At 72.4% G+C, this 23002-nt stretch carries 24 protein-coding genes; 11 read left to right on the forward strand and 13 right to left on the reverse strand.

The genetic code is table 11. The features are described 5' to 3' along the window. Window positions 1-10: 10 nt before the first annotated feature. Together sigJ and ASF40_RS10390 are read left to right on the forward strand one after the other, a co-directional pair. On the forward strand, window positions 11-892 hold the full coding sequence (sigJ, locus tag ASF40_RS10385) for an RNA polymerase sigma factor SigJ (protein WP_056368754.1): 882 nt from the start codon (window positions 11-13) through the stop codon (window positions 890-892). A 174-nt stretch (window positions 893-1066) separates the two neighbouring features. Continuing rightward, on the forward strand, window positions 1067-3205 hold the full coding sequence (locus ASF40_RS10390; protein ID WP_056368756.1) for a S9 family peptidase: 2139 nt from the start codon (window positions 1067-1069) through the stop codon (window positions 3203-3205). 103 nt (window positions 3206-3308) lie between these two features. On the opposite strand, the gene ASF40_RS10395 is transcribed toward ASF40_RS10390, so the two are convergent. Both ASF40_RS10395 and ASF40_RS10400 read right to left on the reverse strand, forming a co-directional pair. Then, the gene (locus ASF40_RS10395; RefSeq protein ID WP_045297722.1) at window positions 3309-3494 is read right to left on the reverse strand and encodes a DUF1918 domain-containing protein; all 186 of its coding nucleotides are present in this window, start codon (window positions 3492-3494) and stop codon (window positions 3309-3311) included. Between the two features lie 71 nt (window positions 3495-3565). Continuing rightward, window positions 3566-3790: a hypothetical protein gene (locus ASF40_RS10400; protein WP_056368759.1), complete on the reverse strand. Its 225-nt coding sequence runs from the start codon at window positions 3788-3790 to the stop codon at window positions 3566-3568. A gap of 95 nt (window positions 3791-3885) precedes the next feature. On the opposite strand from ASF40_RS10400, the gene ASF40_RS10405 reads away from it, so the two are divergent. Then, window positions 3886-4803 (forward strand): aldo/keto reductase, encoded by a 918-nt coding sequence (locus ASF40_RS10405; RefSeq protein ID WP_056368761.1) that lies wholly within the window; start codon window positions 3886-3888, stop codon window positions 4801-4803. A gap of 63 nt (window positions 4804-4866) precedes the next feature. On the opposite strand, the gene ASF40_RS10410 is transcribed toward ASF40_RS10405, so the two are convergent. From ASF40_RS10410 to ASF40_RS10425, 4 genes are all read right to left on the reverse strand, one after another. Next, window positions 4867-5283, reverse strand: coding sequence for a VOC family protein (locus ASF40_RS10410; RefSeq protein ID WP_056368763.1), 417 nt, complete (start codon window positions 5281-5283; stop codon window positions 4867-4869). A 93-nt stretch (window positions 5284-5376) separates the two neighbouring features. Beyond that, entirely contained in the window at window positions 5377-5754 is a 378-nt protein-coding gene (locus ASF40_RS10415) for an STAS/SEC14 domain-containing protein (protein ID WP_056368765.1), read from the reverse strand. A 51-nt stretch (window positions 5755-5805) separates the two neighbouring features. Next, window positions 5806-6813: a DNA-3-methyladenine glycosylase family protein gene (locus ASF40_RS10420; protein WP_056368767.1), complete on the reverse strand. Its 1008-nt coding sequence runs from the start codon at window positions 6811-6813 to the stop codon at window positions 5806-5808. A gap of 99 nt (window positions 6814-6912) precedes the next feature. Beyond that, complete coding sequence (locus tag ASF40_RS10425; protein WP_056368768.1) at window positions 6913-7662, reverse strand: winged helix-turn-helix domain-containing protein; 750 nt, start codon at window positions 7660-7662, stop codon at window positions 6913-6915. Window positions 7663-8182: 520 nt separating this feature from the next. Between ASF40_RS10425 and ASF40_RS10430 the strand changes: the two genes are divergently transcribed. From ASF40_RS10430 to ASF40_RS10440, 3 genes are all read left to right on the forward strand, one after another. Continuing rightward, window positions 8183-8476 carry a GNAT family N-acetyltransferase gene (locus ASF40_RS10430; protein WP_056368771.1) on the forward strand — a complete coding sequence of 98 codons (294 nt, stop codon included), beginning with the start codon at window positions 8183-8185 and terminating at the stop codon, window positions 8474-8476. A gap of 99 nt (window positions 8477-8575) precedes the next feature. Next, a complete protein-coding gene (locus tag ASF40_RS10435) occupies window positions 8576-9028 on the forward strand; it encodes a hypothetical protein (protein WP_056368773.1) in 453 nt (150 codons plus the stop codon). Between the two features lie 56 nt (window positions 9029-9084). Further along, on the forward strand, window positions 9085-9531 hold the full coding sequence (locus ASF40_RS10440) for a DUF1622 domain-containing protein (RefSeq protein ID WP_056368775.1): 447 nt from the start codon (window positions 9085-9087) through the stop codon (window positions 9529-9531). A 9-nt stretch (window positions 9532-9540) separates the two neighbouring features. Here ASF40_RS10440 and ASF40_RS10445 read toward each other — a convergent pair whose 3' ends face one another. The 4 genes from ASF40_RS10445 to ASF40_RS10460 all read right to left on the reverse strand — a co-directional run bounded on the left by ASF40_RS10445 (window position 9541) and on the right by ASF40_RS10460 (window position 11724). Beyond that, entirely contained in the window at window positions 9541-9756 is a 216-nt protein-coding gene (locus ASF40_RS10445; RefSeq protein ID WP_056368777.1) for a hypothetical protein, read from the reverse strand. A gap of 110 nt (window positions 9757-9866) precedes the next feature. Next, window positions 9867-10598 (reverse strand): alpha/beta fold hydrolase, encoded by a 732-nt coding sequence (locus ASF40_RS10450; RefSeq protein ID WP_056368779.1) that lies wholly within the window; start codon window positions 10596-10598, stop codon window positions 9867-9869. A 3-nt stretch (window positions 10599-10601) separates the two neighbouring features. Further along, window positions 10602-11162 carry a hypothetical protein gene (locus ASF40_RS10455; RefSeq protein ID WP_056368780.1) on the reverse strand — a complete coding sequence of 187 codons (561 nt, stop codon included), beginning with the start codon at window positions 11160-11162 and terminating at the stop codon, window positions 10602-10604. A gap of 88 nt (window positions 11163-11250) precedes the next feature. After that, window positions 11251-11724: an 8-oxo-dGTP diphosphatase gene (locus ASF40_RS10460; RefSeq protein WP_082496996.1), complete on the reverse strand. Its 474-nt coding sequence runs from the start codon at window positions 11722-11724 to the stop codon at window positions 11251-11253. Between the two features lie 111 nt (window positions 11725-11835). Here ASF40_RS10460 and ASF40_RS10465 point away from each other — a divergent pair, with 111 nt between their 5' ends. The 3 genes from ASF40_RS10465 to ASF40_RS10475 all read left to right on the forward strand — a co-directional run bounded on the left by ASF40_RS10465 (window position 11836) and on the right by ASF40_RS10475 (window position 17030). Beyond that, entirely contained in the window at window positions 11836-12984 is a 1149-nt protein-coding gene (locus ASF40_RS10465; RefSeq protein ID WP_056368783.1) for a metallophosphoesterase family protein, read from the forward strand. Next, window positions 12981-15989 carry an AAA family ATPase gene (locus ASF40_RS10470; RefSeq protein WP_056368784.1) on the forward strand — a complete coding sequence of 1003 codons (3009 nt, stop codon included), beginning with the start codon at window positions 12981-12983 and terminating at the stop codon, window positions 15987-15989. Before ASF40_RS10465 ends, ASF40_RS10470 begins: the two co-directional genes overlap by 4 nt. A 189-nt stretch (window positions 15990-16178) precedes the next feature. Then, window positions 16179-17030: an SGNH/GDSL hydrolase family protein gene (locus tag ASF40_RS10475; RefSeq protein ID WP_082496997.1), complete on the forward strand. Its 852-nt coding sequence runs from the start codon at window positions 16179-16181 to the stop codon at window positions 17028-17030. Window positions 17031-17037: 7 nt separating this feature from the next. On the opposite strand, the gene ASF40_RS10480 is transcribed toward ASF40_RS10475, so the two are convergent. After that, on the reverse strand, window positions 17038-17595 hold the full coding sequence (locus tag ASF40_RS10480) for a phosphorylase family protein (RefSeq protein ID WP_056368785.1): 558 nt from the start codon (window positions 17593-17595) through the stop codon (window positions 17038-17040). A 69-nt stretch (window positions 17596-17664) separates the two neighbouring features. Between ASF40_RS10480 and ASF40_RS10485 the strand changes: the two genes are divergently transcribed. Beyond that, window positions 17665-19212 (forward strand): MFS transporter, encoded by a 1548-nt coding sequence (locus tag ASF40_RS10485; protein WP_082496998.1) that lies wholly within the window; start codon window positions 17665-17667, stop codon window positions 19210-19212. Here the strand turns inward: ASF40_RS10485 and ASF40_RS10490 are convergent. Further along, entirely contained in the window at window positions 19184-20668 is a 1485-nt protein-coding gene (locus ASF40_RS10490) for a lipase maturation factor family protein (RefSeq protein WP_056368802.1), read from the reverse strand. The two genes, ASF40_RS10485 and ASF40_RS10490, sit on opposite strands and share 29 nt — an antisense overlap. Window positions 20669-20672: 4 nt before the next feature. Continuing rightward, complete coding sequence (locus ASF40_RS10495; RefSeq protein ID WP_157549614.1) at window positions 20673-22133, reverse strand: phytoene desaturase family protein; 1461 nt, start codon at window positions 22131-22133, stop codon at window positions 20673-20675. A 261-nt stretch (window positions 22134-22394) separates the two neighbouring features. On the opposite strand from ASF40_RS10495, the gene ASF40_RS10500 reads away from it, so the two are divergent. Continuing rightward, complete coding sequence (locus ASF40_RS10500; protein WP_056369862.1) at window positions 22395-22973, forward strand: hypothetical protein; 579 nt, start codon at window positions 22395-22397, stop codon at window positions 22971-22973. Window positions 22974-23002 lie beyond the last annotated feature (29 nt).

Here is a 23002-nt window from a genome sequence, read left to right on the forward strand (position 1 = left end):
GTGATCACGGATGCCGCCCACCGATGAGGTCGAGAGCCAGCGCCGCGCCCTGCTCGGCCTCTGCTACCGCATGCTCGGCACCGTGGCCGACGCCGAGGACGCGGTGCAGGAGACGTACGTCCGATGGCTGCGGCTGTCGGACGCGGAGCGAGTCGCGATCCGCAACCCCGCTGCGTGGCTCACGCGTGTCGCCGGGCGCGTGTGCCTCGACATGCTCGGCTCGGCGCGCGCCCGCCGCGAGCGCTACGTGGGGGAGTGGCTGCCCGAACCCGTACCGCAGGACTCGCCGCTCGCAGCATCCGTCCCTCTCGACCCGATCGAGCAGGTCACGCTCGACGACTCCGTCTCGATGGCCCTGCTCGTGCTGCTCGAGTCGCTCACGCCCGCCGAGCGCGTCGCCTTCGTGCTGCACGACGTCTTCGGTGTGCCGTTCGCCGAGATCGCCGAGACGGTCGGGCGGAGTCCGGACGCCGTGCGCCAGCTGGCGTCGCAGGCGCGGCGTCGCGTGCGCGAGCATCGTGCGGGGGCGGCCTCGCGGGAGCAGCACGACGCGGTCGCCCGCGCCTTCGCGGCGGCGACAGCCACCGGTGAGCTCGACGCCCTCGTCGCCGTGCTCGACCCCGGCGTCGTGCTGCGCTCCGACGGCGGCGGCCGCGTCTCGGCGGCGCTGCGTCCCGTGCGCGGCGCCGACCGCGTGGGGAGGTTCCTCCTCGGCCTGCCCCGCCTGGTACCCGACGCAGTGCTCGTGGCGATCGAGACGCCCGACGGGCTCGGCTTCCTCGCGACGATCGACGATGAGCCCAGCGCGCTGGTGACGCTCCAGGTGCGCGGCGGCCGGGTGACCGACGTCTACATCATGCGCAACCCCGACAAGCTCACCCAGTGGAGCTGACGCGGGACCGTCCGGCCGCCGGCGGCACGCCCCACTCCCACCAGCTCCCACCAGCTCCCACCAGTGAGACCACAGTCGGCGGACGAGACCGCGGGGTTCGCCCGCGGTCTCGTCCATCCGCTGTCGTCTCACCGGAAGCCTCGTGCCCGCGGGCGCGTCGGTTAGCGTGGAGCCATGGCGACCCCCACCCCCTTCGATTCGCTGACCGACTACATCGCCCTTCCTCGCGTGGAGGCGCTCGCCCTCTCGCCCGACGGGACGACCGCCGTGCTCACCGTCGCGGCCCTGAAGAAGGACGGCACCGGCTACGACCGGTCGCTGTGGGCGGTGCCGGCGACGGGCGGCGGCACGCCTCGACGCCTGACGCGGTCGGCGAAGGGCGAGGCCGGCGCCGCGTTCACCGCCGCCGGCGACATCCTGTTCGTCTCGGCCCGCCCCGATGCCGACGGCGACGCCGATGAGGAGTCCGGCCAGCTGTGGCTGCTGCCCGCCACCGGCGGTGAAGCCCGTCCCGTGACGCGACTGGCGGGTGGGGTCGACGGCATCGCCGCGACCGCCGATGCCTCCGCGCGGCTCGTGATCTCGGCCTCCCTGCTGCCGGGCGCCGACACGCTCGAGGCCGAGGCGGCGCTGCGCGCCAAGCGCAAGGAGAAGAAGGTGTCGGCGATCCTCCACGACACCTACCCCGTGCGCTACTGGGACCACGACCTCGGTCCCGCCGAGCCGCACCTGCTCGCCATCGACATCGACGCCCTCGAGGACACCATCGCCGCGGCGGTGGCGGACACTGCGGCGTCAGACGCGTCGGGAACGGATGCTGCGACCTCCGGCACGGACGCCGCGTCCGCGGCATCCGGGAACGAGGGGAAGCCGTACCCGGCGACCCTGCCGCGTCCGCGCGACCTCACGCCGAAGCCGGTGCGGTCGCTCGACCACGCGGAGGCCGCGCTCACGCCGGACGGGTCGACGCTCGTGGTGTCGCTCGAGCACCGGGAGCAGCGCGCCGGACGCCGGGTGATCGTCGCGATCGACACGGCGACGGGCGAGCGCACGACGCTGTTCGACGAGGTCGACGTGGACTACGAGATGCCGGCGATCAGCCACGACGGCACGCGCATCGCGTACCTCCGCACCGTCAAGAGCAGCCCGGCCGCGCCCACGGACTACGAGATCTGGGTCGCCGGCATCGACGGCAGCGGCGCACGGCGCGTCGCGGCCGAGTGGGACCACTGGGCGTCGTCGCTGGCGTTCGCAGCCGACGACTCGGCGCTCATCGCGACCGCCGACCACGACGGCCGCGCACCGGTGTTCCGCATCCCCGTCGACGGCGGTGCGCCCGACAAGCTCACCGACGACGGCTTCGCGTACGCGAACGTCGTGGTCGACCGTGGCACGGGAGAGGTCGTCGCGCTCCGTTCGTCGTGGGTCGTGCCGCCGCACCCGGTCCGCATCGCGCGCGACGGTGCGGTGACGCCGCTCGCGACTCCCGCGCCGACACCGGCGGCACCGGGCTCGATCACCGAGGTCGAGACGACCGCCGAGGACGGCGCGCGCGTGCGCGGCTGGCTGCTGCTGCCCGAGGGCGCGTCAGCCGCGGCGCCGGCGCCGCTGCTGCTGTGGATCCACGGCGGACCGCTGAACAGCTGGAACGCGTGGAGCTGGCGCTGGGCGCCGCTGCTCGCGGTCGCCCGCGGGTACGCCGTGCTGCTGCCCGACCCCGCCCTGTCGACCGGCTACGGCCTGGACTTCATCGCGCGCGGCTGGAACAGCTGGGGCGGGAAGCCCTACACCGACCTGCTGTCGATCACCGACGCCACCGTGGCGCGCGACGACATCGACCAGACGCGCACCGCCGCGATGGGCGGATCGTTCGGCGGCTACATGGCCAACTGGGTCGCCGGGCACACCGACCGGTTCCGGGCGATCGTGACCCACGCGAGCCTGTGGGCGCTCGACCAGTTCTCCGGAACGACTGACAGCTCCGAGTACTGGCAGCGCATCTTCACGCCCGAGGCGATGATCGAGCACTCGCCGCACCAGTTCGTCCGCGAGATCCGCACGCCGCTGCTGGTCGTGCACGGCGACAAGGACTACCGCGTACCGGTCGGCGAGGGGCTGCGGCTCTGGTCGGAGCTCGCCGAGCACCACGCCGACGAGGACGGGCGCATGCCGCACCGCTTCCTGTACTTCCCCGACGAGAACCACTGGGTCCTCAAGCCCCAGCACGCCGTCGTCTGGTACGAGACGGTGTTCGCGTTCCTGGGCGAGCACGTGCTGGGCGCGGAGCCGTCGCGGTACGAACTGCTGGGATAGCACGCGGCGCTGAGCACACCGTCGGAGGTTCAACTCGACACGCCGGAAGACGTATGCCACGTCCCGGCGTGTCGGGCGGATCCTCCGATTCTGTGCACGCGACTCAGGACGCGTGCCGGACTTCGCAGTCGCTTCCGGGCGACAGGATCGCCTCGTGCCCGTCGTCGTAGCGGACCACGAGCAGCGGGTTGTCCCCGGTGCCGCGGACCTCGATGACCTCACCCGCGCGCTCCACCGCGCCGACGACGCGGCCGTGGATGATCACGCGATCGCCGACGCTCGCTTGCATGGCGTACCACCTCCTGGCGCTCACGATACGACGCGGCGGCGGTCAGGGGTAGGGGTGGACCGGCTCGACCTCTACAGCTGCGCGCCGTCGTCGTCGCGATCCTCGAGCCCGACGCTGCGACCGCGCCAGGACTCGTACGCCATGAGCCAGCCGATCGAGACCGCGGCGGCGAGCACCACGCCCAGCAGCACGTTGCCCCAGATGAGCCCGAAGACGATCCCCAGCGTGAACATGAGGGCGGTGCCGAGCGCCCAGCCGGAGTGCCCGCGCGTCCAGCCCTTCCGCGTCGTGGTCATGTCGAAAGCCTAGGGCTGCTGCGGAGCCCGTGGGCCGCCTGTGGCCCTGAGCCTCTCGGTAGGTTGGAAGGACCCACCCCAACGGAACGGACGCCATGACCCTCAACGTCAGCCCGCTCACCCTCGGCACGTCGCCCCTCGGCCGCGGCACCGAGCCCGGTTCCCCGGAAGAGGACGCCGCCGTCCGATTCGCGGAGCAGCTGTTCGACAGCAGCCACGCCTTCATCGACACCTCCAACAACTACGCCGGCGGGCGGTCCGAGGCGGTGCTGGGCCGTGCGATCGCACGGAAGGGAACGGATGCCGCCACCCGCGTGATCTCCAAGGTCGATTGCGATCCCGAGACCGGCGCCTTCGACCGCGACCGCGTCCTGCGCTCGTTCGAAGAGACGACGGCGCGCCTCGGCGTCGAGCGTCTGCCGTTGCTGCACCTGCATGACCCCTACACCGTCACCTTCGACGAGGCGATCGGCCGCGGCGGCGCGGTCGAGGGGCTCATCGAGCTGCGCGAATCGGGTCGCGTCGACGCGATCGGCGTGGCCGCGGGACCGGTCGGGATGATGGCCCGCTACGTCGAGACCGGCGTGTTCGACGCCGTGCTCATCCACAACCGCTTCACGGTCGTCGACCACTCCGCCGCGCCGGTGTTCGCCGACGCGCACGAGCGCGGCATGACGGTGTTCAACGCGGCGCCCTTCGGTGCCGGCATCCTCGCCACCGGGACGCGCGAGGGCGCGATGTACGGCTACCGTCCGGCGACGCCCGAGCTGCAGGAATGGGTGTCGCGCCTGGAGCGTGTCGCCGCCTCCTTCGGCGTCAGCCTCCCGGCGGTGGCGCTGCACTTCTCGCTGCGGTCGCCGCTGATCGACTCGACCGTCGTCGGCATCTCGTCGGCGCAGCGTCTCGCACAGCTCGACGAGCTCGCCGCGACGCCGATCCCCGACGAGGTGTGGGCGGAGCTCGAAGCACTCGGTCCCGCGCCGTCGCCCGTCGACGACAGCGCCTACGCCTGATCGCTCGCACTTTGCGTCGAGCGAGCGCGGACCCCGGATCCAGGCGGGGTCCGCGCTCCGGCCTCACGCCTGCGGGGCGTTGACCGCGACCATCCAGTCGATGCCGAAGCGGTCGGTGAGCATGCCGAACTTGCCGCCCCACGGCGGGGTGTCGTACGGCATCGTGATGGTGCCGCCGTCGGCGAGCTTGTCCCAGAAGCGCTGGAGAGCGGACTCGTCGTCACCGCTGACCGAGACGGAGATGCCGGCCGGCTTCTCGTAGCTCATTCCGGTGGGCGTATCCGAGCCCATGAGGATGAAGCCGTCGGGGCTCGTGAGCTGCGCGTGCATCACGAGGTCGTTCTCGGCGGGGTCCTGCACCATCCCCTCGTACTCGCCGAACGTCGAGATGTCGAGATCGCCCCCGAACACGCTCTGGTAGAAGGTCATCGCCTCACGGGCTTCGTTCCTGAAAGAGAGATATGGGTTGAGGCTGGGCATGTCGAACTCCTGAATGGGTGGTGGATGCCGCGCCCGGCCGCGTGGCGCGTCCCAGTGTCGTCGTGGCCTCCGACATCCACAAGGGCGTCCGCGTCAGGCCTCCTTGGGCCCTTCCGCCGCCCACGCGATCGCGTCGTCGAGCGCCGACACGGCGAAGATGCGCAGCTCGCAGGGGAACAGGAACGAGATCCCGTGGATCACCTCGCCGATCAGGCTGTGGTCGGTGACGAGCGCGATGCGCCCCCACACGTGGGCCGGCTTGCCCTCGAGCTTGGCGTCCTGCCACAGCGCGCCGAGGGAGTAGCGCTCGAACTCGTCGCCCAGGACGTAGACCAGGTTGACCTTGCGGCCGGCCTCGACCGCCGCGTCGATGGCCGGGTCGAGGGATCCGACGTAGTCCGATGCGTCGACGGCGCCGACAGCGCGGAACCCGATGACGCCGTCGGGAAGGCCGTGCAGAGACTCGATCATGCGTCCATCCTGTCCTCGGACGCGCTGACCGCGGCGCGGACGCGCGGAGAGTCAGCGGTCGCGGTGGTCCTCGGGGTGCAGGCGCGCGCCACGCCGGGGCTCGCGCACACCGCTCGCCCCGATCAGGCGGATGACACGCTGACGCTGACCCGGCCACGCGGCCAGGAGCCGCAGCATCCCATCGTCGTCCGTGCGGTGGCCGGTCAGCGCGTAGCCCACCTCGTGGGCCACGTGATAGTCGCCGACGCTCACGGCATCGGCGTCGCCGAGTGCCCGGATGCGGGTCTCAGCGGAAGTCCATGCACCGATGCCGGGCTGGCTCACGAGTACGCGGTCGACGGCCTCGCCGTCGTGGGCGGCGCGCACGGACCGCACGATCGCATCGCCGCGGCGGGCAGCGCGTACGACGGTCTTCGATTGCGGCGGTTCGAGCCCCGCGCGGTGCCACACCCACGAGGGGACGTGCTGCCATCCGTCGATCGTCGGCGGCGCGAACATCGGCGCCGGTGTCGGGCCGGGGGCACGCTCGCCGCACCACGTCACGACGCGCCGCCACGCGCCGAAGGCCTGCATGCCGGTGACCTTCTGCTCGAAGATCGCGCTCACCAGGGCGTCGAACACGAGATCGGTGCGCGAGAGGCGCAGACCCGGGTTGCGGTGATGGGCGTCGGCGATGAGCGGATGCCGCGACGCGTCGAAGCCGGCCGGGTCGTCGTCCGCACCGCACAGCGCAGGAAGCTGCGCGAGCGCCCAGTCGCTCCCCGGACCCCAGGCCGCGCCGCGGATCACGCCCGGATGCGTCTCGCGGATCGCGAGCGTCGCGATGCCTGCCGGCGTACGGCTCACCCGCCAGATGACTGCGCCCGAGACCGCCATCGTCGGGTCGCCGGCTCCGCGTCGCTGATACAGCACGGTGCGCCGGAGGTCGAGCGGATGCCGCGGCCGGTACTCCGTCTCGAGCGGCCGGCCATGACCGGGGCGGGGATCGCGGGTCGCCGCCCCCGGACCGAAGCGCCCGGCATCCCTCGTCCGAGGAATGCGCGAGAGCGAGGTGGTCATGCCGCCCACCCTACGCCGACGCCTCCGACATCGAACCGTGCTCGCCTGTCGCGACGTGCCGGTGCGTGCAGCCCGATGCGACAGGTGAACGGGGTGGGATCAGAAGCGGTCGGGCGACGGGGTGCCGTGGCCGTAGCGGATGACGACGTCGGCGTGACGGTCGAAGCGGTAGCCGACGCCGCGCACGGTGCGGACGATGTCCTCGTAGCGGCCCAGCTTGGCGCGCAGGCGGCGGACGTGCACGTCGATGGTGCGCTCGCCCGGGGCGTCCTCGTCCGTCGCGCCCTGCCAGAGCGAGGTCACCAGCTCGGTGCGCTCGATCGTGCGGCCCTCGCGGAGCACGAGGTACTGCAGCAGCTCGAACTCCTTGAAGGTGAAGGCGGCGGACTCGCCGTCGATGAGCACGCGCTTGCGCGAGATGTCGACGACGACGCCGCCCGAGGCGGGCTCTTCGTCTTCGGGCTCCTCCTCCTTGGTGCGGGCGACGGCCGACGGCTCGTGCAGCGCGAGGCGCACGACATCGACGTCGCGCCCGCCCGAGCCGACCGGCGCGAGGGCGACGGTGGCGTAGGTTTCGGCCGACGGCGCCAGCTCGGCGAGCGTGCGGCGCAGGGCGTCGACGAGCACACCGAGGTTCACGCCTGAGGCGGCGGCCTTGGCCTCGTCGATGCCGACGTACAGGGCGAAGCCGCGCGGCGCCGTGCCCGCGGGGAGGGCGCGCCCGGCCGGCTGTGCGGGCTCGGGGGCCGGCGCCGTGGGCGCCTCGACCGCGGCCGGGTGATTCACGGCGCGGAGGTGGCGGACGGGGGCGGTGGTGGTGGGGCGGTCGAGGAGGGCGGTGGTCGACATGATGATGGTCCTTGCGGGAGGAACCCGGGTGGCGGAAACCGGGTTGAATGATGTGCTGCGGCCCTGGTCGTCGGTGGCGAGAAAGGCCGTAGGCCGGGTGAGGCCTGTGCCCGACGCTGGGCGGTGTGCGAAGCGGGTCCGGGTGCGCGTGATCGACGCACGAAACCGGTGCTTCGGGGGACTCCGTACGATCCGTGTTCAGAAGCGGAGGAGGAGTCCGACGGGGGTCACCGTGCTAGTGGCACATTCGACAACACATGGCAACGCGACCGGCCATCATCATGCCGGCAGTCCTGTTCGCCTCCCGGGCGGACAGATACAGCGCGTTGTCAGTCATGAGCCCGATTATTACCGACTTTGTCCAAAAACGTCAAATCGCACGGGTTCTGGGCCCAGATCGTTTCGGAATGTGACAGATTGCTCAGTTCCACGTCGGGTGAGACCGAGTGTCAGCTGGACGATCACTGCGACATACCAAGAGACGCGTCCCGACGCTGCGCCGCGGGCGTAGCCTGGCGGCGTGACCGACCTCCGCTTCACGAAAGAGCCCGATGCGTCGCGGTACACCCTGCACCGCGGCGAAGACCTCGTGAGCGTGCTCGACTACCGCGACGACGGACGCACGGTGGCGATGACCCGCGCCTACACGGTTCCGACCTTCCGCGGGCACGGGTACGCCGGCGAGCTCGTCGAACGCGCGGTCGAGGAGCTCGAGGAGCGCGGCGATCGCAAGGTCATCCCGGTGTGCTGGTACGTCGCGGACTGGTTCGATGCGAACCCGTCGCGCCGCGGCATCCTGACTCCGCGTCCGTAGCCGCACCGTGCCCCGCCGACACCGTCGGCATTCCTTGTCAACCCCATGTCGCCGTGCGGCCCCGCGACGGAGGCTGGGGGAGGACGAGAGGAGCACGCCATGGATCGCGATCGAGCGAGAAGTCAGGACCTGCCCGACGGCGTCGTGAACGCCGACTCGGTGCCGGCGGCACCCCCGCCGAGCCACGAGGCGGTCGGCATCGGGGTCGTGGAGGACGGCATCGACCACCACGGTCAGGACGGCGCCCGCGACACCCAGACCGCGGGGGAGGCGCAGCGCACCCCCGGTGCACTCGGGACCGAGCAGGAACAGCGGCTGCCCGCGATGGCGCAGAACAACGCCTCCGACATCGACAAGGTGGCGGGCATCGTCGCGCAGACACGTCAGGACGTCGGCACCGACCCGCTGGAGCACATCGCGCACGTCCTGCGCCAGCGACTGACGCAGTCCGGCATCGATCTTCCGGAGAGCGACATCGAGGAGCTCGCGCGACAGGTGTCGGTCGGGGACGCGGACGATCCCGCGCACCCGCGGCGCGGCGCGGCGAGCTGACTCCGCGATTCGACCGCGGATGTGCACGCGCCCGGCCCTAGGCTGGGCGCGTGCACATGGAGGCAGTGTTCACCGCCGTCGCCGTCGGTTTCGAGGCCGTCGGCGCTGCCGCCATGATCGTCGGCTTCGTGATCGCGCTCGTGCTGGGCGGACGGTCGCTCGCGCGCCACGAGGGCGGTCAGACCGCGTTCACGACGCTGCGCACGACGCTCGGAGGCGCGATCCTGCTCGGGCTCGAGGTGCTCGTCGCTGCGGACCTCATCCGCACGATCACCTCGAAGCCCTCGCTCGAGGATGCGGCCATCCTGGGCCTCATCGTGCTCATCCGGACCATCCTGTCGATCTCGATCCAGATCGAGATCGAAGGCACCCTCCCGTGGCGTCGCGCCCTCCTGCGCAGCGGGGGTCAGATGATCAGCGACGCCGTGGCGAAGGACCGCGCGGCCCAGCAGGCGGCCGTCGTCGCGCACGCGCCCGCTCCCACGGACCCGCGCGCGTCCTGACCTCCACGGCTACGCGACGGCGCACACCGCGGGGTCGTGCTCCGAGACGTGCAGTCCGATCGGCCGAGCCCAGGCGACGCGCTGCGGGGCGGCGATGACGCTAGCCGGGCGGCGCGGGGCGACAGCGATCTTCCGCTCGCGGATGGAGGCGAGGATCGCGTGCTCGCGGTCTCGCGACCAGGTGTCGTGGCGGTACTGCTGTTCGGCGGCGTATACAGCGAACATGGTTTCCTCCGTTGGTTCCGACAGTGTGAAACCTACGCGGGGGTTCCGACATTGCCGGCTGCGACGGGGATGGCAGGATTCCGGCGAGACCAGGCAGTCGTGCGCCGTCGTCACACCGATCCGGCGAACTCGCGGATGACCCGCGCGGCGGGTGCGGCATCCCGGATCATCGTCTCGTGGCCATGCCCCGCCACCTCGGCCAGCCGGCCGTCCGGCAGGGTGTCGGCGATCCGTCGGCACCACTGCTGCGGCGCCACGATGTCGTCCTCGCCGCGGAGCACCAGCGCGGGCATCCGCACGCGCGGCAGCACGTCCTCGGGACGGTGCCGGAGCACCGCGCGGAACTTGGCGCGCAGCCGCGGTCCGGCGCGCAGGTACTCCCGGGCGCCCCGCGCGATCACCACCGGGCTCTCGACGGCGATGTCGCGCAGGAGACGCCACAGCTGCCGCGGCGCCGTCCGCGCCGTGGGGTCGACGGTCGGTCCGATGAGCACGATGCGCTCGGCGAGTGCGGGGTGGCGCACGGCGACCTCCAGCGCGACCTGCGCTCCCATCGAGTGCCCGATGACGACGGCGGGTGTGCGCACCCGGGCCCGGAGGTAGGCGGCGACGAGGTCGGCGGTGCGCTCGATCGTGAGCACCCGGCGCGGTTCGGGAGCCTCGCCGTAGCCGGGGAGGTCGAACGCGACCACCTCGCCGTCGCCCAGATGGCGCTCGAGATCGGCGAAGACGCTGCGGCCCATGCCGATGCCGTGGATGAGCACGTACACGCGCTCGCCGCGGCCGCGCCGCTCGGCGACGAGCGTCGCGCCGGCGTGCGCGAACCTCTCGACCTCCGTCATGGATCAGGCGGCGCCCGGCTGATCGCGCAGGCCGACGCGATCGGGGATGTCGAACTGCACGCGCGGCAGCCACGCCTCGGGCTCGGGCCACGGCCGCGAGGCGGGCAGCGTGCGCAGCCTCGCCCGCAGAGCGGTGCCGGATGCCTCGACCGGGAGCACGCGCGACGGCGCGTGATGGGCGAGCGCCCCGAGCCACCAGTGCCGCCAGGCGCCCTCGATCGCCTCCGGTCCCGCGACGACGTAGTAGTCGGGCATGACGGCCTCACCCGACGCGAACAGCGACAGCAGCGCCCCGACCTCCGCCTCGAGGGAGCCGAGCGTGGCGCGCTCCTCGTACAGCTCGACCCAGGCCGACGCGACGTGCTCCAGCGGGTCGGCGTCGTGGACGACGTACGGCATGGAGACCGAGGCGACGAGGTGCGCGGCGACTGCGGGGTCGGCCTCGCGCAGCGACAGCGCGACGAGCGCGGGAACATCGGCGAGACCGGTCAGCAGTTCGTCGCTGTCGGACCCGACGAGCGCGACCACGGTCGATCGCGGAGCGGTGTCTGCGTTGTGCGCCATGTTCCACGATACGTCCGGCGGAGGACCGAGGGGAGGGTGCACCGCCGGAAGACGCGCGAACCCGGCCGGCGGCGACGCCGCCGCGCGGTCACTCCGCGGTGAGCACCACCGTCGCGAGATCCGCCCCGAACGTGAAGCGCGCGTCGACCGTGCCGCCGCGGAGCACGCCCGGCAGCCACCGCGAGGCGTCGTCCCACATGCGTGCGTAGGGCACGGCGTCGAGGCCGTACCACTGCGGCGTCATCCCGTCGCGCTCGACGGGATCGCCCTGCCACCGTCGGCACACGAACACCGTCGCCTGCTGGGACCACGCGCGCCGGGTGGGGAAGTGGTACTCGACCGTTCCGGCGACCTGCAGATCGGATGCCGCGACCCGCACGCCGACCGACTCCCGGGCCTCGCGGACGGCGGCTTCGTCGGCGCCCTCGCCGGGATCGACCCAGCCGCAGATGCCGACGACCTTCCCCTGGCCGAGCCCGGTGCGCTTGCGGCCCAGCAGCACCTCGGCGCCCTGCGGTCCGCGGCGCAGCAGGAACACCACGCAGACCCCGGGCAAGGACATGGCTCGAGGGTACGCGCCGGAGGCGCCGCACCGACGCGGAAACCCCGGTGGTTCGCGGGTCCGCGGCCTGCCTGGCGGGCGATGTCAGGGGCCGAACGTACCGTGTTGAGCATGCGGATCCTGCACACCTCGGACTGGCACATCGGGCGGTCGTTCCACGGCCACTCGACGCTCGATGCGCTGCGTGGTGTGCTGCAGGCGCTGGTCGCGCAGGTGGCGGAGCGCGACGTCGACCTCGTGATCGTCGCGGGCGACGTGTTCGACTCCGCGACCCCCGCGGCGGGCGCCTACACGCTCCTGACCGACGCGCTGCGGGGCCTCGCCGACGCGGGTGCGACCGTCGTCGTCACGAGCGGCAACCACGACTCGGCGGCCCGGCTCGGCTTCCAGTCGCGCCTCCTCCGCGACGGCGTCCACGTCGTCACCGATCCCGCCACCATCGGGACCCCCGTCACCGTCCACGACGAGCACGGCCCGGTGCATGTGTACGGCATCCCGTACCTCGAGCCCGTGCTCCTGCGCGGTGCCTGGCCCGGCGTGCGCACACAGGCCGACGTGCTCGCGCAGGCGATGGACCTGGTGCGGACGGATGCTGCGGCCCGGGGTGCGCGCTCGATCGCGGTCGCGCACTGCTTCGCGGCGGGGGTCGAGCCGACGCCGCACCTCGAGCGCGACATCCAGCAGGGCGGGCTCGACATCGTTCCGCTGTCCACCTTCGACGGTGTGGATTACATGGCCCTCGGCCACATCCACGGGCGTCAGCAGCTCTCGCCGCGCGTGCGATACGCCGGGGCTCCCCTGCACTACAGCTTCGACGAGGGGCACAAGCCGCGCGGGTCGTGGCTCGTCGAGCTCGGCGCCGACGGACTCGGCGACGTGGAGTGGTTGCCGCTGCCGGTGCCGCGCACCCTCACCACGCTGACCGCGACGCTGGACGAGCTGCTCGCCGACGAGCGCTTCGCGACCCACGCCGACGACTGGGTGCGCGCCGAATACACCGATCCGCTGCCGCAGCGCGACCCGATGCGGCGACTGCTCGCCCGATTCCCCTTCTGCGCCGAGGTGCGTCACGCTCCGGTCGCGACGCGCACCGACGACGCCCGCACCTACGCCGAGCGGGTGCGCTCCGCGCGCAACGACGCCGAGCTCGTCGACGCCTTCCTCTCCCATGTGCGCGAGGGCGAGGGCGCGTCGATCCGCGAGGCGGAGCTCGTCGGCGAGCTGCTGGAGCAGCGCGCGCGGGTGGAGGCGACGGCGTGAGGCTGCACCGCCTCGAGCTCACCGGCTTCGGGCCGTTCCGCGAGAAGCAGAGCGTCGACTTCGAGTCGTTCGAGCACGACGGCATCTTCCTCATCGCCGGTCGCACCGGCGCGGGTAAATCGAGCATCCTCGACGGCGTCTGCTTCGCGCTGTACGGCAGCGTGCCCCGTTACGAGACGGGCGACAAGCGCCTGCGCAGCGACCACTGCGCACCCGAGGATCCCACCGAGGTCCGCCTCGAGTTCACCGTCGGCGACCGTCGCTGGCGCGTCACCCGTGCCCCGGAGTACCAGCGGCCGGCACGCCGCGGCGGCGGGCTCACCACCGAGCCCACGCGCGCGGAGCTCGAAGAGCTCGTCGATGGCGCGTGGACCGGCCGCGCGGCGAAACCCCGCGACGTCGGGCTGTTCCTCGACGAGGTGCTCGGGCTCAACGCCCAGCAGTTCCAGCAGGTGATCCTGCTCGCGCAGAACCGGTTCTCGAGGTTTCTCCTCGCCTCCGGCACGGAGCGGCAGTCTCTGCTGCGCGCCCTCTTCGGCACGCGTCGCTACGAGGAGTACGCGCGCGAGCTGGGTGAGCGCAGCAAGGCGGCGCAGCACGAGCTCGACGCGCTCGGCGAACGGGCCCGCACCCTGCTCGATCAGGCGGAGCGCCTGATCGCGGCGCACGAGCTGGTGCCCGCCGAGGAGGCCGCGGGCGAGGCTCCGCTCGACCTGCCGGCGCGGCGCGCGGCGGTCGACCTCGGTCAGCAGCGTGCGTCGTACCGCCTCGACACGCTGACGCGCGAGCGCGTGACCGCGGACGACGCCCGCACCGTCGCGGAGGCGGCACACGCCGAGCGGGTCGCGCTGGCGAAGGCGCAGGCCGAGCTCGGCCGCGCGCGGGAACGACTCGCCACGCTCGAAGAGGCCGGCCCGCAGATCGCCGACGACCGTCGGCGACTGACCCGGGCGCGCTTCGCTGAGGCGCTGCGGGCGCCACTCGAGACGGCACGCCGAGCCGAGCGCAGCGCGGCGACGACGGCCGAGCTGGCCGCGTCGGCCGACGCGGCATGGGGCCGTGCCGTCGCCGGCACCGACGACGCGGGCGCCCCCGATCTCTCTGCGGTGGTCGAGCGTCTCACCGGCGAGCTGGCCGTGTGGACCGCCGCCCTCGCGCAGGAGGCGGCCCTGGCCGACGGCGAATCGCGGAAGACGGCTGCCGCAGCGGAGGTGGCGCGGCTCGAGGCGGATGTCGTCGCCCTCGATGCGCAACGGGCGCAGGTGCCGGCCGAGCTCGAGCGCATCGACACGGAACTCGAGGCCGAGCGCGCGGCGGCCTCCCGCCGCGATCCCGCGCGCGAGCGCCACGAAGAGCTCACCGGGCGCCTTGCGGCCGCCGTCGAGGCCGAAGGGCTCGCCGCCACCCAGCGCGCCGCCGAGATCGACCACCGCGACGCGGCCGCAGCTGCCGCTGCCGCCGCGGCAAGGGTGGCCGCGCTGCTCCAACTCCGTCTCGACGGCTACGCGGGCGAGCTCGCGACGACGCTCGTCGAGGGCGAGCCCTGCGCCGTGTGTGGGGCCACGGCGCATCCGTCGCCTGCCGCGCCGGCCGACGAGCCGGTGACCGATGAGCTCCTCGCTGCTGCCGAATCCGAGCGTGATGCGGCGGCCGCGCACGAGCGCACCGCGGCGGACGCGGCGAAGACCGCCCGGGAACGCCAGGGTGCGGCGGCCGCTCGCGCCGGCGGCGAAGGCATCGAGGCGCTCCGCGGGCAGCTGGCCGCCGCCACCGCCGAGCTGGCCGCCGCCGAGCGCGCCGTCGAACGCCGCGATGCACTCGCGGCCCGGCGCACCGAGCTGGCGGCGCTCGACCACGAGGCCGAGGCATCCCGCGCGTCTCTGACGGAGCGGCTCGCGGAGGCACGCACCCGCATCGCGGCGCTGGAGGAGCGGGTCGCGGCGGCCCGCGAGGCGGTCGACGCGGCCCGCGGCGGGCATGTCAGCGTCGCGGACCGCGTCGTGCACGCCACCTCGATCCGCGACGCGGGCCGGGCGGCGGTCGATGCCCGCGCCGAGGCGCACCGCGCGGCGATCCTGGCCGCGCAGGCGCGCACCGACGTCGAAGAGCGAGTCGCAGCATCCGTGTTCGCCGATGCCGCCGAGGCGAACGCCGCCCTTGCCGCACCTCGCGACGTGGAAGCTCTCGCCGAGCGGATCTCGGCGCACGACACGCAGCTCGGCGCGGCGCGGGCACGGATGCTCGAGCTCGAGCTCGAACTCGCGGGCGCGCCGACCGAGCCTGTCGATACCGAGGCGTCGCGGGCCGCGCTCGCGGCCGCCGACGAAGGACGCACCGAGGCGCTCCGGGCAGAGAGCGACGCCCGCACGCTGGTGGCCGGACTCCGCGATCTCGCGATGCAGATCGATCAGGCGTACGCCGGCGTCGCGGCACGGGCCGCAGATGCCGCGGCCATCGCCCGGCTCGCCGACACCGTCGCCGGGCGCGCCCCCAACACGATGAAGATGGACCTCGAGACGTTCGTGCTGGCCGCCGATCTTGAAGAGATCGTGGCCGCCGCGAACCTGCGGCTCAGCGACATGTCGTCGGGGCGCTACCGGCTGCAGCACACCGATGCGCGGGCCGCGCGCGGCGCCGCCTCGGGCCTCGGCCTCGAGATCATGGACGCCTTCACCGGCCAGTCACGTCCAGCCCAGTCGCTCTCGGGCGGCGAGACGTTCCTCGCGTCGCTCGCGCTCGCCCTCGGGCTCGCCGAGGTGGTCACCGCCCGGGCGGGAGGTGTGCGGCTCGACACCCTGTTCGTCGACGAAGGCTTCGGCTCGCTCGACGAGGAGACCCTCGACCTCGCGATGCGCACCCTCGACGAGCTGAGGCAGGGCGGGCGCACCGTGGGCGTCATCAGCCATGTGGCCGCGATGAAGGAGCAGCTGCCCGCGCAGCTCGCGGTCGAGGCGACACCTGCCGGGCCGAGCGTCATCCGGCAGGACGCAGCCGCCCGCGTCTGAGCCACGGCTCGGTCCGCCCATCCCGCGCGGCAATGTGGGTCTTCTCCCTCTGTCGCCCGGGCGATGCACGGGTGTATCGTTCGCGGCAGATCGCTTCCTGGGGGAATCGCGATCCCGCCCGACCGCCGGCGCCCGTCCGGCCGCGGCTGTTCGCCGCGCCCTCTCGTTACGACGACGTACGGAGTCGACATGCGTTCCACCACCCGGGCGCGCCGCGCCCTCGCCGCGTTCGCGGCATCCGCCCTCCTTCTCACCGGCACTCTCAGCGCCGCCTCTGCCGCGCATGCCGCACCCGCGCCGGCGACGATCACTCGCATGGCCGCGCTGGGGGACTCGATCACCCAGGCGGCGATGACGTGTTCGAGCCTCACGTCGTGTCCGACCAACAGCTGGTCCACGGGATCCACGACGTCGGTCAACTCGCACCTGCAGCGGCTGCGGGCGGCCGGGGCTACGGGCCTCGTCAACGTCTTCAACGACGCCAAGTCGGGTGCGGGATCGTCGGCGCTCCCCGCCCAGGCGCAGATGGCCGCCGGACAGGGGGCCCAGTACGTCACGATCGAGATCGGCGCGATCGACGCCTGCACCCGGACCGTGGCGCAGATGACGACGGTCGATGCGTTCCGGACCAACGTGCAGTCGGCGCTCTCCACCCTTGCGGCGAGTGCCGCGGCGCCGGAGATCTTCGTCGCGAGCATCCCGAGCCTGCAGCGCCTCTACGACATCAACAGATCGAGTCTGTCCGCCCGTCTCGCGTGGTCGCTGCTCGGCACCTGCCAGTCGATGCTCGCCAACCCGAGCAGCAGCGCGACCGCCGACGTGCAGCGCCGCACGCTGGTTCAGCAGCGGGTGACCGATTTCAACAAGGTGCTGGAGGCCGCCTGCGCAGCCACTGCGAAGTGCCGGTTCGACGGATACGCGGTCGCGAACTATGCGTTCGTGAAGTCCGACATCTCGACGCGCGACTACTTCCACCCGTCGCTGTCGGGCCAGGCGACGCTGGCGAACATCACGTGGGCGAAGACGCAGTGGGTGTCGTAAGTCGGGGTCAGACGCCGTAGTCGGCGCGGATGCGGTCGCGCAGCTGGTGGCTGCAGGCGGTCACGGCGGTGCGCCAGTCGGTGATCGCGCCGTCCTGGGCGCGATCTGAGACGGCCTTGAGCACGCGGATCGGCACGCCGAAGCGCTCTGCGACCCAGATGTAGGCGTACGTCTCCATGTCGACGAGGACGGCGCCGAGCGGACGGATGACCTCCACGGCCTCGGAGTCGTCGACGAAGTGGTCGCCCGTGGCGATCGTCACGCCGTCGGCGTCGAGCTCGACGCGCGCCGGCAGCGACACGTGCTGGCCGACGATGCCGTCAATGTCGGTGACGTCGTGCTGCAGGGCGGCCGAGATCTCGTAGACGGATGCGTCGAGCCGCGCGTCGATCGCCCCCGCGGTGCCGACCACCACGATCTCGTCGTAGGCGGTCGCGTCGAGTGCGCGGGTGAGCGCGTAGGTCGCCTGCAGCTTGCCGGGGCCGGTGACGAGACGGTCGAATCCGTCGAGGTCTTCCGGGAAGGCGACGAGTTCGGAGGCGAGGGCGGCGACGAGGAGTCTCACCCTCCCATCATCTCCCGCGCACCGGGGTTCGCGCCCGCCGCTGTGCGGAACGGGGTTAGCCTGGGCGAGATGTCCCCGCCACAGCCGACGCCGCAGAGCTCCTCCAGCAAGGCGCGCGCCGTGCCGGCCACGACCGCCGTCATCCCCCTCTCGCACGGCGCCCGCTGGCGTGCGTTCTGGGTCTGCGTCTCGGTCGCCGCGATCACCATCCTCGACATGACGAAGGTCAACGTCGCGCTGCCGTCGATCGGCGAGGTGCTCGGTGCGAGCTCGACGCAGCTGCAGCTGATCGTGTCGGGGTTCGTCCTCACGTTCGGGCTCGTGCTCGTGCCGATGGGGCGCCTGGGCGACCAGCGCTCGCGGCGGACGCTTTTCGTCGTGGGCCTCTCGCTCTACACGGTCACAAGTGTGCTGTGCGCGCTCGCGCCGACCGCCGAGGTGCTGCTGATCGGGCGACTCCTGCAGGGCGTGGCCGCGGGCATCCAGATGCCCCAGGTGCTCGGCATGGCCCAGGAGCTGTTCCAGGGCAAGGAGCGCGCCCGCGCCTTCGGACTCTTCGGCGCGACGATCGGCATCGCGACGGCCTTCGGCCCGACGCTCGGCGGTCTGCTCATCGCCCTCGGCGGGCCGACGAACGGCTGGCGGCTCATCTTCTGGATGAACGTGCCGCTGTGCCTCATCGCGATCGCCCTCGCGCTGTGGCTGCTGCCCGACACCCGCACGAACTCCCAGCGCAAAGTGCAGCTCGACCCCGTCGGTGTGCTGCTGTTCGGCGCGAGCGTGATCTCGCTGATGTGGCCCTTCCTCTTCACCACCGGTGCGCCCAGCGACAACCCGGCGCGGTGGTGGCTGCTCGTCGCCTTCGCCCTGTTCGCCTCCGCCTTCATCGCGTGGGAGCGCCGCTACGCGAAGCGCGGCCGCAACCCGCTCATCCCGCTCGGCCTCTTCCGCATCACGTCGTATCGCAACGGCACGCTGCTGCAGACGGCGTACTTCACCGCGGCCCCGGCGATGTTCCTCGTCACGACGCTGTTCCTGCAGCTCGGCCTCGGGCTCGCGCCGGTGTACGCGGGCATGGTGTCGATCGGGTTCGCACTCGCCTCTGCTGTCACCTCGTGGATCGGCGGCAACCTCGTCAGCACGCACGGCCGCGTGGTCGTGGTGTGGGGTCTCGCCGGCATGCTGCTGTGCGTCGGCGGGCTGGTGCTCGCGGCGCTCTACAGCGACCCCGCGTGGACCCCCTACATCGCCGCCGCGGTCATGACCGTCGGAGGCGCCGGAGGCGGTCTCGTGATCGCCCCGAACCAGGCGCTCACGCTCGGCGACATCCCGGTCAAACAGGGCGGCCTCGCCGGCTCCGTCGGCCAGCTCGGCCAGCGCATCGGCGCGGCGGTCGGCACGGCGGTCGCGCTGTCGCTGTTCTATGCCGCGATCTACCGTGAGTCCGGCTCCCACGACAGCCTCGTCGTCTACCACGACGCGTACGCCTTCGGGATGCTGTCGGTCGCCGTCTTCCTCGCCCTCGCGTTCCTGGTGGCCATCGTCGACCTCACCGCGCGCCGCACCGCACGCGAGCGCAAGGCCGGTCTCAGCGGCGCAGGGACGCCGGTCCCATGACCGGTCGCCGCCGGTCGCGCGTGAACCGGGCGTGCGACTCGCGGAACTCCGCGCGCGTCGTGAAGCGGTAGCGATACGACACCGCACGCACCCATCGCGGCTTTTGACCCGCGAACGGATCGTGGGCGAGCAGGCGCAGGGTCGCAGCATCCGCTTCCAGAAGCCGCACCAGGAACACCGTGAACCAGTCGTCGAGCGACCGGCCGAGTGGGAGGAACCACATCAGCCAGTCCAGGCGCAGATGGTACGGCGCGAACTGCCGCGGGATGCGGTGCACCTCGCCGGGCTTGCCCTTGAAGGCGTACTCGTGCCAGGTGGCCGTGTCGGGGTCGTCGTCCATCGTGCCCTCGACGACGATCTCGATGCGCTCCTTCGTGACCGTGCCGAATGCGCCGTAGGCGTTGGCGAGCTGCCACCGGTTGAACGAGGCGTTCATGAGCTGCCGCCGCGCGAACAGGTTCCGCAGCGGCCACCAGCTGATCACGAGGTACAGCGCGCCGATCGCGCACGTGATGACGAGCCAGTACACGGGGATCCCGGTGAACACGCCCGGAGCCTGCGATGCTGCGCCCTCGGGCGCGGCGCCGATGCCCGGCAGTCCGATGGCCGAGAAGGCGAGCACGATCGTCATCCAGTTGAGCCATGCGAAGTTGCCGGTGACGACGAGCCAGGCCTGCGTGGCGATGACGATCGCGGCCGCGACCGCCCCGACGACGGCGGGCACCGGCCCGGGCGCGAACAGTCCGACGAGTGGTGCGAACAGGAACCACGGCACCACCAGCTGCGCGAAGTGGTTGCCGAGCACCTCGCCCTTGTGGAACCAGCGGGGGAGGAGGTGCGCCTGGCGGCTGAGCGGCCCGGGCATCGGCTGGGTCTCGTGGTGGTACGTGAGCGCGGTGAGGTCGCGCCACTCGCGGCCGCCGCGGATCTTGATCATGCCCGCGCCGAACTCGAGCCGGAACACCAGCCACCAGAACAGCACGATCACGACGACCGGCGGCGGCTGGTCATCCGAGCCCAGGAACGCCGCGAGGAAGCCGGCCTCGAGCAGCAGCATCTCCCAGCCGAATCCGTAGAAGGTCTGCCCGATGCTCGTGATCGACATGTAGCCGAGCCACAGCGCGAGGAAGCACAGCATCGGCACCCACGGCGGACCGAGCTGGGGGAGGCCGATGACCAGCGTCGCCGCGATCACGATGCCCGCCCAGCACAGGGCGGCGAGCCTGCGGTCGGTGTACCGCAGGCGGCGGAAGACGGTGGGGCGCAGCATCCGCTGTCCTCTCTTCGAGGTGCGCACCCACTCGAGGAGGTCCGGCGCGGGCAGAAGCCCGTGCTCGCCGAGAAGCGGACGGAACTGGTTCAGCGACGAGATGAACGCGACGACGAACAGGGCCGCGACGCCCCGCTGCAGCACCTGTCGAGCGAACTCGAAGTCGACCGCGGCGAAGGCGTCCACCCGGTCACGCTCCGAAGAGGTCCCCGAGCTCGAGCCGCCGGCCGCTGTCGCGCAGCGCCTGGCGCGCGGCGTACCAGCCCGGCATGCCGGTGACGCCGGGTCCGGGCGGGGTCGACGCCGACGCGAGGTACACGCCCCGCAGCGGCGTGCGCCACGGCGTCGTCGAGACGATGGGGCGCCGGATCGCCTGCGCGAACGTGAAGGCGCCGCCGAGGATGTCGCCGTCGATGTCGGCGGGGTTGTATGCGGCGCGCTGGGCGGCCGTCATCGCGTGGCTCGCGAGGATGCGGTGCCGGAATCCCGGCGCGAAGCGCTCGACCTGCCGCACGACGGCTTCGGTGGGGTCGAACGTCGACCCCGCCGGGACGTGGATGTACGCCCACAGCACGTGCTTGCCGGCAGGGGCGCGCGTGCCGTCGAGCACGCTCGGCTGCACCGTCAAGACGTACGGCCGATCGGTCAGTCCGCCCCGCGCCACCGCGTTCTCGCTCGCCTCGACCTCCTCCCGTGTGCCGCCGAGGTGCACGGTGGGGGCCAGAGCGACGTCGGGGTGCGCCCACGGCACCGGTCCGTCGAGGGCGAAGTCGACCTTCGCGGCGGCCGGGCCGTACCGGTAGTGACGGACCGCCCGCGCGTAGCTGTCGGGCAGGTCCGGATGCGTGAGCAGGAGGCGCGGTGTGGTGTCGAGCAGCAGCAGGTCGCCGGCATCCGGATCGCCCCAGTCCAGGTCAGCGAGGGTCTGCACATGGTTGCCCGTCTCGACGACGGCGCCGTGCGCCTTCAGGTCGGCCACGAGCGCGTCCGCGATCGCCTGCGAGCCGCCGCGGGGGAACGCCCAGCCGTCGGCCGAGTGCCCGTGCGCCGCGAGGAAGAGCCCGGACGCCGCCCCTCCGAGCGACGGCAGCGGGGTGTTCGCGTGCGCGAGCACACCCGTGAGCAGCGCGCTCGCCTCCTCCGTGCGGAAGGTCTCGCGGCCCAGGCGCGTGCCGAGCTGCAGGGCGCGCAGCCCGAACCGGACGGTGGTGACCGGATGCCGCGGCCACCGCAGCAGCTGGGACCCGGTGAAGTCCACCAATCCGCCGAGGTGACGGCTGAGGGGGCGAAGGACGCCTCGCCACGCGCGGCCGTCGGGCCCGAGGGCATCGGCCGTGCGCTCGATGTCGCGCCACGCGATCGCCGCGCGCCCGCCGTCGAGCGGCTGCGCGTACGAGGCGAGCGGGTGGATCCAGCCGACCCGCTCGTGGATGCCGAACGCCCGGAAGAAGGGCGACGACAGCGCCGCGGGATGCACCGCCGAGCACACGTCGTGGCGGAAGCCGGGGAGCGTGAGCGCCGCCGTGCGGACGCCGCCCCCGATGGTCGCGGCGGCCTCGAGCACGCGCACCTCGTACCCGGCGCGCGCCAGCGCGACCGCGGCCGACAGCCCGTTGGGCCCGCTGCCGATCACCGTCGCGCGCCTCGTCATAGGCCCCATCCTTCCATCGCCCCGCGGTCCTCGGAGGGGGGTTGACGGCCCGCCTCGTGCGAAAAGACGGGCGCGTGACGCGACACGCCGGGCGGCAGCATCCGTCATCGGCGTGTCGTCGTCACCGACCCGTGTTTCCGCGCAGGCGACCGGATCGTCGGGACGCGATCGGGTGGGACGAAGGGGCGTGGCGATCTTCCTCACCGCTCGCCGCCGCGACAGGATGGAGGTGCGGACGGGCCGCGGAGAATGAGGTGGATCATGCAATCGGTGCTTCTCGAGACTCCGGCGGGGATCACGGCGCGGCTCGGCTGGGATCCCAAGCTCCCCGAGCACGACCGCAAGCGCGCGCTCGCCAAGGAGATCGTCGCGACGAAGCTCGGCGTCGACGCGAAGGATGTGCGCGTCGAGCGGGAGGCCCCTCGCACGTTCGGGTTCCACACCCAGCTGATCGCCGAGGTGGGCGGTGCGGAGGTGCCGCTCAAGATCCGCAACGTCAACTTCCGCGCTGCCACGGTCGTCGCCGTGAGCGACCCGGACGTGTCGCTGGGCCTCGACCTGCGCGACGCCCATCCCGACGACGCCGAGCTGCACCTCATGCAGCGCCACTCGCATCTGCTCGACGAATCGAACCTCGACAAGCTTCTCGCCCACTGGACGCGGGTGCAGGCGGTGCGCGACGCCGACGGGCGCGGTGCGCTCGTGGCGCCCGACCACGTGCGCCTCGACAGCCCGCTCACGCGAGGATGGATCCCGGACCGCAAGACGTGGTACCAGCTGGCGGACCTGTCGCGCGACAGCTGGATCATCACGCTCGCCTACACCCAGCAGCCCGCCTGAGAACGGACACCGGAGAGAGCGGATGCCGC

It is taken from the genome of Microbacterium sp. Leaf288 (assembly GCF_001422925.1).
GTDB lineage: Bacteria > Actinomycetota > Actinomycetes > Actinomycetales > Microbacteriaceae > Microbacterium.